9 protein-coding genes and 1 pseudogene are annotated in these 12,235 nt (G+C 57.8%); 2 read left to right on the forward strand and 8 right to left on the reverse strand.

The window, feature by feature from the left end; all coding sequences use genetic code 11:
- Positions 1-20: 20 nt before the first annotated feature.
- From OKC40_RS06080 to OKC40_RS06115, 8 genes and pseudogenes are all read right to left on the reverse strand, one after another.
- Complete coding sequence (locus OKC40_RS06080) at positions 21-941, reverse strand: L,D-transpeptidase family protein (RefSeq protein ID WP_270794470.1); 921 nt, start codon at positions 939-941, stop codon at positions 21-23.
- Positions 942-1,452: 511 nt separating this feature from the next.
- A pseudogene (locus tag OKC40_RS06085) lies at positions 1,453-2,696 on the reverse strand (tetratricopeptide repeat protein).
- Positions 2,697-2,707: 11 nt separating this feature from the next.
- Entirely contained in the window at positions 2,708-3,343 is a 636-nt protein-coding gene (locus tag OKC40_RS06090) for an energy transducer TonB (RefSeq protein WP_201992284.1), read from the reverse strand.
- Between the two features lie 16 nt (positions 3,344-3,359).
- On the reverse strand, positions 3,360-3,767 hold the full coding sequence (locus OKC40_RS06095; RefSeq protein ID WP_005338933.1) for an ExbD/TolR family protein: 408 nt from the start codon (positions 3,765-3,767) through the stop codon (positions 3,360-3,362).
- 67 nt (positions 3,768-3,834) lie between these two features.
- Positions 3,835-4,362 carry a MotA/TolQ/ExbB proton channel family protein gene (locus OKC40_RS06100; RefSeq protein WP_005338936.1) on the reverse strand — a complete coding sequence of 176 codons (528 nt, stop codon included), beginning with the start codon at positions 4,360-4,362 and terminating at the stop codon, positions 3,835-3,837.
- Between the two features lie 10 nt (positions 4,363-4,372).
- Positions 4,373-5,746, reverse strand: a complete 1,374-nt coding sequence (locus tag OKC40_RS06105) for a MotA/TolQ/ExbB proton channel family protein (protein ID WP_270794471.1) — start codon at positions 5,744-5,746, stop codon at positions 4,373-4,375.
- Positions 5,743-6,507 (reverse strand): DUF3450 domain-containing protein, encoded by a 765-nt coding sequence (locus OKC40_RS06110; RefSeq protein ID WP_270794472.1) that lies wholly within the window; start codon positions 6,505-6,507, stop codon positions 5,743-5,745. The genes OKC40_RS06105 and OKC40_RS06110 overlap by 4 nt, the downstream gene beginning before the upstream one ends.
- Positions 6,508-6,615: 108 nt before the next feature.
- Positions 6,616-9,171, reverse strand: a complete 2,556-nt coding sequence (locus tag OKC40_RS06115; protein WP_270794473.1) for a TonB-dependent receptor — start codon at positions 9,169-9,171, stop codon at positions 6,616-6,618.
- Between the two features lie 739 nt (positions 9,172-9,910).
- Between OKC40_RS06115 and OKC40_RS06120 the strand changes: the two genes are divergently transcribed.
- Positions 9,911-10,936 carry an ABC transporter permease subunit gene (locus tag OKC40_RS06120; protein WP_005338940.1) on the forward strand — a complete coding sequence of 342 codons (1,026 nt, stop codon included), beginning with the start codon at positions 9,911-9,913 and terminating at the stop codon, positions 10,934-10,936.
- Positions 10,937-11,057: 121 nt separating this feature from the next.
- Positions 11,058-12,101: an ABC transporter permease gene (locus tag OKC40_RS06125; RefSeq protein ID WP_270794474.1), complete on the forward strand. Its 1,044-nt coding sequence runs from the start codon at positions 11,058-11,060 to the stop codon at positions 12,099-12,101.
- Positions 12,102-12,235: the final 134 nt, after the last annotated feature.

The raw sequence follows: 12,235 nt of genomic DNA on the forward strand, positions 1-12,235 counted from the left end.
GGCACTGCCAACTAGCTCAATCAGGGATTGAGGCGGGTCGGCATACCGGTACGCTGTTCCAGCACCTGCTTGACCACGTTGGAGTCAGACTCGACATGGGCGATAAAGCGGGTAGTAGCCTGGGTCATCGGGAGCGGCACAGAGGCAGTGGAGTTGAACTCCTCCTCGTTGCGCGACAGCGGCTCATGCACTTCCATGTAGCGACCGCCATCCGGCTCGACCGAAGTCTTGACCGGCTGGTTGACGAACTGGACACGAGTACCGACCGGCACGTTGTCGAACAGATACTTGATGTCGTCGGCACGCAGACGGACGCAACCGCTGCTCACCCGCAGGCCAATGCCGAAGGTGGCGTTGGTGCCGTGGATTGCGTAAAGGTTGCCGATGTAGAGGGCGTGCAGACCCATGGGGTTATCCGGGCCAGCTGGCCATACTGCTGGCAGGGTCTTGCCCTGAGCGGCATAGCGGCGACGGATGTTCTCGGTCGGGGTCCAGGTCGGGTTGGCGCGCTTGCGCTCTACCTTGGTGATCCAGTTCTCCGGGGTGTTTACCCCCAGCTGGCCGATGCCGATGGGCAGCACTTCCACCACATTTTTCCCTTTCGGATAGTAGTAGAGACGCATCTCGGCGACGTTGATGACGATCCCTTCGCGGGGTGCGTTGGGCAGGATCAGCTGGTGGGGGATGATCAGGGTGCTACCCGCCTTCGGCAGATAGGGATCAACGCCCGGGTTGGCTTCCATGATGTTGGTCAGACCCAGCTGGAAGTCAGCAGCGATCTGCTCCAGCGGACGGTTGTCCGCAGGCACCACGTATTGCTGGTTTTCACCGATCAGGCGGCTGTTGGCCGCAGGCAGACGGTACTCGACGGCGGCAACCTGCTGGCTGACCAGCGCAAATGTGCATAAAAGGGCCGAAGCGGCAGTGCGAAGGGGATTCATAAAATTCCTGTGTGGTTTCCTGTACCAAATGGGCCGGAGGCCGTCTTATCCTCGGTCTGCCGGTGGCGGGTCAACCTGCACCACGGCGCCAATAACCGAGCGCGCATTCTTTCCTGAGTCGGCCAAAATTTCAACTTCCATATGTTGCTTTTCTTGTTAAAAGTAGCCGTTTTCGGTGTGACGCTTATCAACAGGGCAAAAGCCACACTGGCAAGTCGCAGCTGAGTGAAAGATGAATGGCACTGCCCGCCGGTCAGCGAGCCACCCAAGCCCCCGTCAACCACAGCGCAGCGCCACCTTGTGTCACGGTTGCAGCCCTAGCTAAAACGTTTGTCACATCGGGAGAGATAGACCAATGTCGACGGAGGCTCTTTATTGGCATGAAGAGGGATAAAACCGTGCGTCGGCCACCCGCCGGTGCTGGCAGCCACCATAAAAAAACCGCTCCGAAGAGCGGTTAATGGAGCCACCAGGCAACCATAAAAGGGACTACAGGTAGTTGTCATTGGAATTACTGGACGGCTGCCTCTCCGGTGCCATTCTGCTCTTTGAGGAAGCTGATCCAGGGGGATGCCCGACCGCTGACGTTGCCATTCTGAGCCGCCTGGGTGAAGGCGTTGAGCGCCTCCTTCGGCTTTTGTTGCTCAAAATAGGCGACGCCGGTCAGGAACTTGAGATCCGCACGCTGCTCACCATTGGCATTGGCCGCCGGTTTGGCGGCCAGCGCCACCAGATCCTGATAGCGTTTGCTCTGGATCATCATGCGCGCCATTTTCAGCTGCAATTCGGCGCTCGGGGCCAGCTGATAGGACTTGGCCAGGGTGTCGATGGCCGGATCCAGCTCCTTGGCCTGATGCCAGTAGTTGGCCAGGGTCTTGTAGTTGCTGGCACTCGGCTCAATCACCCCGTCCTTCATCCCCTTCTCCATCTCACCCGTGCGGCGCGATGGGGAATGCCGCTGAAGGCGAGGTAGTTAGCCAGCCGCTGCAGCTCGGCTGCCTCGGTCAGCATGCCGAGGTTGTAGGCCGACTCCAGCGCCGCCAGTGCCTTGCCATCGTTGCCCGCCTGCATATGCATGGCCGAGAGCTGGGTCCAGTACTTCTTCTTCTCCGGGAACATGTTGACCAGAGAGGTCAGCACCTCGGTCGCCGGTTTGTACTGTTTCAGCTCGTAGTGAGCGCCCATCTTCAGCAGATACCAGGACTCCGGCGCTTTACCTGCCGACAGCTTGATCGCCTGATCCACCGCCGGGATCGCGTCACGGTACTGCTTTAGCTGCACGTGGGCGTTGGCAAGGGTGATATAGGCATGGGAGTTGGGCTTGTCATCCTTGCCCTGATTGGCAAACCACTCCTTCATGGTCTTGATCGACCCTTGGTAATTACCCTCTGCCATGTAGAGCTGGGCCAGGTTGTAGCGCACCTGCTGGGCCACCGGTGGCGGCAGGCCGCCTGTCGCGATGGCATCGGCAAAGTACTTGGTCGCCTGACCGTATTTCTCCTGCTGGGCAGCTACGAAACCGAGGGTCTGCAATATGACACCCTTGTCGTAGACCCGCTCGCCCGCACCGGAGAGCGCATCTTGCAACTTGGCATTGGCCTCGCCGTATTTCTTCTCGGTGATCAGTTCCTGCGCCTTGTTGACCGCCCGATAGGCCCGATCCGACAGGGTCGGCTGCTCGGCAGCCCAACTGGCGGTGCTGAGCAGCACCGCCATGGCGACCGGGGCGAGGATCATCTTGTGTAACTTGTTCATCGCCACCTTCCTTAGTTGACCGCAAACTCGATTTCTTGCTGCATCCGGCTCGCCTGCGGCTTGCCATCCACCATGGCCGGTTTGAACGTCCACTTGGCGATGGTTTTGCGCGCCTCTTTGCCGAGGTCATAGCTGCGCGGCTCTTCCTTGACGATCCGCACGTTGCTGACAGTGCCGCGCTCGGTGACGGTGAACTCAACCAGCACCTTGCCGGAGGCCAGCCCCGCCAGTGCCGCCTTGCGGGGCATCATGGGCTCGAAGGTTGCCAGCGGAATGGCACCGTTGTTGCCACCGACGCCGCCACCACCACCGCCGGTGCTGTAGGCACCGAGCGCATTGCCACCACCGATGTTGACCGGGATGTCGAGCTTGGGCATGTCCATCGGCGCACTATCCATCTTCGGCCGATCCGTGCTGGCCACTTCCATCTCGGGAGGCGGCGGCGGACGCTTGGGCGGCGGCGGTTTGGGCAGCTCCCGCTGTTTCTCTTGCAGGGTCTCCTGGGGCTTGAGGCGGATGAAATCGGTCATGCTGACGTCCTCCTTCTCCACCAGCTCCCGGTGATCCGGTGTGATCAGCTTGTTCATTCCCAGAAACAGAAAGAACACCACCACACAGGAGACCGCCAACGATATCAGGTATCTCATAGGTCTCTCTCCGGCATCAGCTGCTCTTGTCTGCCGCGATGGAGATGTTCTGGACACCGGCCATGCGGATCTGATCCATGACCTGCACCACCAGACCGGAACGGGATTCGTTATCGGCCTGGATCACCACGGCGCTCTCCGGGTTTTCGGCCCGCAGCCGCTCGATGTTGGCGCGTACCGCCCCCACCTCGACCACCCGCTTGTCGACCCAGACCTGACCGTTTTCGCGCACCGCGACCATGATATTGCCCTTCTTCACCGTCTCGGCCGTGCTGGCACTGGGACGGTTGATCTCGACACCGGACTCCTTGACGAAGGAGGTGGTGACGATGAAGAAGATCAGCATGATGAACACTATGTCCAGCATGGGGGTCAAATCGATAGCCGCCTCGTCAGCACCGCTGTCGCTGTAACGTTTTCTCATAGCAGAAACTCCTTGCTTGTTCTGTGCCCCCGGCAGGCCATGCCTCGCCGGGGGTATGCATCCTGCATCAACCGTGTTTCAGGTTGTCTTCCAGCTTTTGCACCGCCAGTTTGGCCTTGTGATCGAGCTGGTTGACAAAAAACAGGCCGGAAAGGGCGGCGATCATGCCCGCCATGGTCGGTACCGTTGCCTTGGAGATCCCCGATGCCATGGCGCGCGGCGAACCGGTGCCGGTGATGGCCAGGGTGTCAAACACCTGCACCATCCCCACCACGGTACCGAGCAACCCCATCAACGGGCAGAGAGCGATCAGCACCTTGATGACCGGCATCCCCTTGTCCACCGCCATGGCAACCCGTGAGACCAGCTCGCGCCGGATCTGCTTGGCAGACCAGGAGAGATGATCGGTGCGGGCCAGCCAGGTCGCCTTGGTCTGCTTCACCTGCTTGGGGTAGACCGCCATGAAGTAGAACCAGCGCTCCAGCAACAGGGCCCACATCATCAGGGTCAGGAAGAACAGGGCGACCAGTACATCGCCCCCCAATCCCAAAAACCGGCGGACCGACTCGACTTCTTCAATCAACCAGAACCACATGGGTGACTCCTTACGCTGCGGCTTTGGAGGCGTGCAGACGTTCCTGATAACGGGCGACGAAACCGGCGCTCTGCTCTTCCAGCACCTGGATCAGACGACGGCTCTGGGTCTGCACTATGGTGTAGAGGAACAACATGGGCACGGCGACGACCAGCCCCTGCATAGTGGTCACCAGCGCCTCGGAGATACCGCCCGCCATCAGCTTAGGATCGCCGGTACCGAACAATGTGATGGCCTGGAAGGTGGCAATCATCCCCACTACGGTACCGAGCAGGCCCAGCAGCGGCGCGACCGAGGCGATCAACTTGATGAGGCTGATGCCCTTCTCGAACTTGGGCACGTTGCGCAGGATGATCTCGTCGAGCTTGGACTCCAGATCCTCGATATTGTCACCGCGATGGCTCTGGTAGGCCCCCAGCATGTCACCAATGGGGTTGCCCTTGATGATCTGATCGGATTTCAGCTGCTTGCGCATGGACGAGCCGATCAACGACAGCCGGATACCGCAGAAGATGGCCAGCAGGGTACCGAGCACACCGAGCACCATGATGACGTAACCCACTTCACCACCCTGATCGATCCGCTCCTTGAGAGTCGGTGACTGCACCAGCAGAGAGAGGATCACGCCGCGAGACGGGTCGATAAAGATGGGTTTAACCCCGTCACCGCCCTGTTCAAACTCGGCGATCGGTTCCAGCACCCCCTTGTCAGGTTGACGGGAAAGCTGCTCGAACTTGCCGGTCTCCGGCACGAAGGTGAGGTACTTGCCTTCGGAGACAGTGTTGAACTCACCGATCTGGGTGACCGTCTTCTCGGCCTGGTTGCCTTCGCCGTAGACCACGGTCGCCGGGATCTGGCTCACCTTGCCACCGTCCACCATGCGGCTGAGGGTGGTGGTCCAGAACGCTTCCAGATCGTCGCTGGAGGGGAGCTCTTTACTCTCGGCCAGACGGGTCAGCAGCGCGGTCTGTTCCGGATGCTCGACCCGACGGGCGGAGGCATTGAAGATCCCCTTGAACTCACCGGCGAACTGACGCAGTACGCCGAACATCTCGCCCATGTTGCCGGAACGCTGGCGCAGGGTTTCAGTCAGTTCGGTCAGCTGCTTGTCGTTGGCATCGAAGGTCGCCTTGAGCTGCTCGCCCTTGGCGGTTTCGGCAGCCAACTCGGCTTTGGCCTTGGCCAGCAGCGCCCCCTGCTCGTTCTTGTCAGCCAGGAAGCGAGCTTCCCGCTCCTTGTTGAGTTGGGATTCGCTCAGGCTGGAGGCCTTGACCTGGTTCAGCAGTGCATTGAGATCCACCGGTTTTTCGGCGGCGGTCACCGGCAGGGTGACCAGGGTTGCTCCCGCAATCAGGGAGGCAATCGCAAGTTTGATTCCTTTCATGATGCTTTCTCCGCAGTTTGAACCGGCAGCTTGATCAGCGCGGGAGGCGCCTGCTTCTTGGCGATGCGAAGGCCCTGTTCCACTGCACTGCGATACTCCTGGGGCAACTCTTCCCACTGGCGGGTCTGCTTGTTCCACATGCCGGTCTCCTGACCATCCGGGGACTGGTAAAGCAGTGCGATACGGCCAACCCGCAGGAACTCGTAGGTCTTCTCGCTGCCATCCTTGTCCAGGCTCGCCTTGTAGGCCTCGATGGTGCGGCTAAAGCCCTCCTCGATCTGGTAGGCCTCCAGGATCTTGCGGTACTTCTCGGAGATGGTGACATCGGCCCGGTTCATCAGGTCGGTCAGAGCCGCCACGCGGTCCTCGCGCTCGACCTTCTGGAACGGCAGATCCAGTGACACAAACTGCTCGAGGGAGTCGATCATCTTGAGCATCAAGGGCACCACTTCGGTGCTGGTCTGGTCGATCTGGGCGATCTGCTTTTGCATCGACGCCAGCTCGGCACTCTGGGACTCGACCATCTTGCTCACCTGCTCGTTGTAGGTGCGCAGACTGTCGACCTGACGCAGGGCGGCCTTGTACTGGGCCAATGCGGATTCGGCAGATTCGGCATAGCTGTCGATCTTCTGCTGGGAAACTTTGGATGCATTATTGGTGGCGGCTTGAGCGTCCACGGCCTGACCGGCAGTGGCGGCACTCAGATTGAAGCTGGTCAACAAGGCGGCCGAAACCAGGCTGCCAAGGAGCGCTTTCTTCATTGTAATGGTCCTTGTCTTCATAGGATTACCCTATCTCCGTAACTTCCTTGGACGTTGGGCACAGCCGGCCCGACCGGGCCGGCTGAGGTTGTATATCAACAGGGTTGATTAGAACTTCTGGGTGTAGTCGATGTAGTAGACGCGACCGTCGATGCCGTAGAGGTATTCATCGTAAGTGAAACCATCGTTGGACAGGGAAGGCCCGCGGTTGAACATGTTCTTCACACCGGTCTGGATCTTGGCATTCCAGCTGGTATCAACCGCCACGTTCAGGTTCCAGATGGTGTTGGAAGCGATATGCCCCTCTTCCTTGTCATCCACATAGTCCTGACTCTGGGAGTCGATATAGTTGGTGCTCAGGTAGGTATCCAGATTCCACAGCTGCGGGAAGTTGGCACCGATCCCGGAGTTGAAGCGGAAGTCGGGTTTGCCATTCCAGCCCTTCTTGTCGACCATTGGGCCACCAGCAAACAGACCTTCCTCATATTTCAGGATGTAGCTGCTGCCAAAGTCGTAACGCAGGGTGAAGGAGTTGAAGTCGTACTTGTAGTCCGCCTTGAAGTCGATACCACTGGTCTTGAGCTGCCCCAGGTTAACCATGCCGGCATAGACCTTCTCGACATCGCCGTTGGCATCACGGATGACGTTCGGGTTGCTGCCGGTATTGAGCTCCTGATAGAACTGGGTCTGGGTGTTAGCCAGCTGGATCACGTCATCAATCTTGATGTAGTAGTAATCGAGCGACAGGTTCAGGTTGTCCAGCGGGTTGTAAGCAGCACCGATGGTAAAGGTGTCAGCCGTCTCTTCCTTCAGGTTCTTGTTGGATTGACGTGTTGTCTCGTACTGCGCTTCGGAACAGTTGGCAATGCCATTGGCCTGGCAGTAGACATAGTCCTTGGCAAAGTCCGCTGACTGGGCATCCGCCGCATAGAGATCGTTAAGACCCGGCGCGCGGAAAGACTGGGACCAGGAGGTACGGAACATCAGCTGGTCGAGCGGTTGATAACGCAGACTCGCTTTGGGCGAGAAGGCGCTGCCAAAGTCGCTGTACTTGTCATAACGACCCGCCAGGTTCAGCTCGATCTGCTCGGTGATGGGGATCAGACTCTCGATATAGGTGGCAAACACATCGCGCACACCACCACCGGAGTTACCGGATGAACCCAGTACGTTACCCGCTTCGGACTGGCTGTCATAGGTATCGGAGTAAACCCAATCGTTATACTCGGCCCCAAGATACCAGCTGACCGGGCCAGCGGGCAGTTCGCCCATATCCCAACCTACACCGCCGTACCACTGGAAGAAGTCCATCTTGGAATTGCGGCTGGTGGTATAGGAGAGATCCTTGGTCGCCGCATCAGAGAAGCTGCCATTAACAAACTTGCCGGTATTGACCTGAGTTTCCACGGCGGGGGCCAAGACATAACCATTGCCGGTGCTCTGGTTATCTGTTTTGGAATACATGTAACCAGCATTCCATTCCAGATCGCCTACTGCTTCGGTCGGCACCACCCCTTCAAAACCCAGGTTCAGGGTACCGGTCAAGTCAGTCACATCGTTGTCACGGGGACCAACGTTGTTAAAGCGGTAGTAAACGGTCGCAGCCTTGGCGGTGCTGAAGTTGTTGGCAGACAGAACTGCTGCGCTTTCAGGGGTGGAACCATCCACGGTGAAGGCACCGGCAGCTGGTGCGAAACGACCAAAACTGGTGACGCGAGAACCTATCATCTGTGGCACGAAATCCACATTGTCGTTGATATGGTAGCGACCGTTGAGGTAGACGGTGTCGCGGGTACGAGAGGCAGTCTTGGCAGCGACTTGAGCAAAGTCGAAGCGGCAAGCAGTGCCCTTGGTGACGAAACCGGTGCCGGTACCTTCACAGTCAACACCATTCAGGGTACGGGTAACCGTCTTGCCGGTAGTGGCATCCACTCCCTTGATATTGCGGCCATAGAGACTCGGAGCAGTTGCCCCCTCTTTCGCCAGATAGTCGCGATCCTTGTAATAGATCTCGTCTTTCACATCGTGCTCGTAGACCATCATCAGGGAGCCTTTCTCACCCGAGATGCCGCTAACGATGGAACCACTCTGCTCGTCACCACCCTCTTCGGTCGGTGAACCAATACGTCCCTGGAAAGTCAGCCCTTCGAAACCCTCTTTGAGGATCACGTTGATAACGCCGCCGATGGCATCAGAGCCATACAGGGCGGAGCCACCATCCAGGTTCACTTCCACCCGCTCAACCGCCGCCATGGGGATGGTGTTGAGGTTGATGGCAGTGCCGCCCATGGAGGGAGAACCGGCGATACGCTTGCCATTAAGCAGCACCAGCGTGCGATCTTCACCAAGACCACGCAGCCCTACTGTGGCTTGTGATTGGGCGGAACTACCGGAGGATGGGGAGAAACCACCAAAGGAGTTGTAGGAGGCCTGTTTCAGATAATCAGCCACAGTCTGCTGACCAGACTGTTCAATTTGGGCCTTGCTGACAGAGACGACCGGAGTCGCCCCCTCAACATCAACACGGGAGATACGGGAGCCAGTGACTTTGATTTTCTGCAGTTTTTCGACGTTCTGCCCTTCTTCGGCAGATACGGATGGGGCCGCCGCAAGGCTCGCCAAGGCGAACGCAATCGCAGCAGAGATTCTGCTCTTCCTAAGCATCGCTTATATCCTTCCTGGTTGTTTATTGTTTGCTTCCTGATACCGCCCTCTTTGGAGCGATGTGTAAGGCTTATCAATCTTTGACTAGCGGCGTCAATGGAGCTGGGGGGCGGCGAGGTCGGACGTAGAATAAGCGGAGTGTATTAATTTTGACCGGAATAATTAGTGAATAATTCTGCCAAAAACAACCCGCACAATGTAAAAGCATTGTTAAATTGCATAAATGGCGCTGAATTAAAATTTGATGAACTTATTAGTTAGCGTGCTGTCTGTTTATATCTTATTTCAATTTATCGGCCTGAATAAGAATAAAACACTAATTTCATCGCCATTGAACCAAACCATTTAGGTGGTGGAGATAGATAAAGGCGCCGAGATGATATCGTTTTCCCTCAGTTTCTCGAACCAATAAAAAACAATAAAAATCAACACATTGAAGCAAGATGCATCTTAAATAAACAGCTGTTTATATTTTTTAAAATTATGTTGAGCAGTAGCGTTTTGTTTTGATTTTCACTTTTCAGATAAAAAACGTCATTTTTCGGTGCTTTTGGTCTCAGCGGGTCATTTGTCCCAGTTTTCCATTTCCTTGTACTTGATTTTTGTTGCAGAGCTTTTACAGTGGCCAAGCGGATTGTCTGCTGTTTGGCAACCAATCCAGCGCGTAATGCCAGGAAGGACAGGCCCGTCACCGGATTTGACTGGTCGCAAAAAAGAACAACAAGGACGAGGTTCCACCATGCTGTCGTATTTCCTACGCCGGATGCTTTTGATCATCCCGACGTTTCTCGGTATCACCCTGCTCGTCTTCACCATCACCCGTTTCGTGCCGGGCGGTCCGGTTGAACGCATGCTGCTGCAAGCCCAGGTTTCCCAGAATGAATCTGGCCGCTCCAGCGGCAGCAAGGGGGCGCAGGCCCTCTCCGATGAACAGATCGAGGAGCTCAAGGCCTTCTATGGTCTCGACAAGCCGATGCTGGTCGCCTATTGGGAGTGGCTGCAGAAGCTGGCGGTACTCGATCTTGGCGAATCGACCCGCTACTACGAGCCGGTGTGGGATCTCATCAAGGATCGGCTGCCCGTTACCGCCTTCTTCGGGCTGGCGACCTTTCTGCTGAGCTATGCGGTCTCCATCCCGCTTGGGGTGGCCAAGGCGCTCAGGCACAACAGCCGCTTCGACTCGTTAAGCTCCATGCTCATCTACATGGCCTATGCCCTGCCCGCCTACGTGGTGGGGATCTTCCTCATCACCGTCTTCGCCTTCCATCTGGAGTGGCTGCCGATGGGCGGTTTTCCGGGGGATGACTTTGAGTACATGGAGAGCAGCTGGGATCAGATCCGCACCGTCTTTGCCCACGCCCTGCTGCCGCTTATCGCCTACGCCATCGGTGATTTCGCCATCCTCACCATGACCATGAAGAACAGCCTGATGGAGAACCTGTCGGCAGATTATGTGCGTACCGCCGTGGCCAAGGGACTGCCGTTTCGCAAGGCGGTCACCGACCACGCCATGCGCAACAGCCTGATCCCCATCGCCAGCCACCTGGGGTCTGTGCTCACCGTTTTCTTTGGCGGCTCCTTCCTCATCGAGACCATCTTCAACATCGACGGCATCGGCCTGCTCGGTTACGAGGCGATCGTCGAGCGAGACTACCCCACCGTCATGGGCATTCTGGCCATCACCTCCATGCTGATGCTGATTGGCAATATTGTCTCCGATATCTGCGTGGCCCTCGTTGATCCGCGCGTGCGGTTTGGAGAGTGACCATGAACCAGACCTCTATTGCCATGCCGATGCCGATGCCGATGCTGATATCACGCCATATCGTCTCCGATATCTGCGTTGCACCTCCTGTTGACCCCCGCGTGCGGTTTGGAGACTGACCATGAAGCTCAATCCGGTTACCTTGAAAAAACTCAAGCGCTTCAAGTCGATCAAGCGCGGCTACTACTCCTTTATCATCTTCACCATGCTGGTGCTGCTCTCCCTGCTGGCGGAGCTGCTGGTCAACAGCCGGGCGCTGATGGTGAGCTATCAGGGCCAGCTGCACTTCCCCACCTATGGCGATGTGATCCCCGGTCAGCAGTTCGGGCTCGATTACGAGTACGAGACCAACTACCGCCAGCTCAAGGCCAAATTTGCCGCAGAGGACCAGGGAGACTGGGTACTGCTGCCGCCGGTACCCTGGAACCCCTACGAGCAGGATTTCAAGGAGGATGCCTACCCGCCCTACGCCCCTAACCTGGCGGAGCGCCACTTCCTCGGCACCGACACCAGCGGCCGCGACGTGCTGGCGCGGCTGGTTTACGGCTTTCGCATCGCCATCGGCTTTGCCTTTATCGCACTGGCGGCCAGTTACGCCATCGGGGTCACCATCGGCTGTCTGATGGGCTTTCTCGGCGGCCGCTTTGACCTCATCCTGCAACGCTTTATCGAGATCTGGTCCCAGGTGCCGTTTCTCTACGTCATCATGATCCTGGTGTCGCTAGCCAAGCCCAACTTCGGCCTGTTTGTCGCCATCAACGTGCTGTTCGGCTGGATGGGGATCACCTGGTATATGCGCACCCTCACCTACAAGGAGCGGGCGCGGGACTATGTGATGGCGGCGCGGGCACAAGGGGCGACCACCGGGCGGATCATCTTCAACCACATCCTGCCCAACACCTTGATGATGATCGTCACCCTGGCGCCATTCGCCGTGGTGGGCAATATCTCCACCCTGACGGCACTCGACTATCTGGGCTTCGGGCTGGCACCGCCGACCCCGAGCTGGGGGGAGCTGCTCTCCCAGGGCATCAACAATCTGGATGCCATCTGGATCGTCAGCTCGGTGGTGGCCGCGGTGAGTCTGGTGCTGATCATGGTCTCCTTTATCGGTGAGGCGATCCGCGAGGCGTTCGATCCGCGCAAATTTACCCGTTACCAATAAGCCAGCCGATGCCAGCGCATCGGCAGGCGTCGGGTAACGAACAGTGATTAATGAAGGACGGGCCGCCGCCATCGGCGGTCCCGGGAGCAAGGGATAATCCCGTTATCAATCAAGACCCCCAGTGCAGGGGCCAG

Origin of the sequence: Aeromonas sp. QDB11 (genome assembly GCF_027705265.1) — a bacterium.
Classification (GTDB): domain Bacteria; phylum Pseudomonadota; class Gammaproteobacteria; order Enterobacterales; family Aeromonadaceae; genus Aeromonas; species Aeromonas allosaccharophila.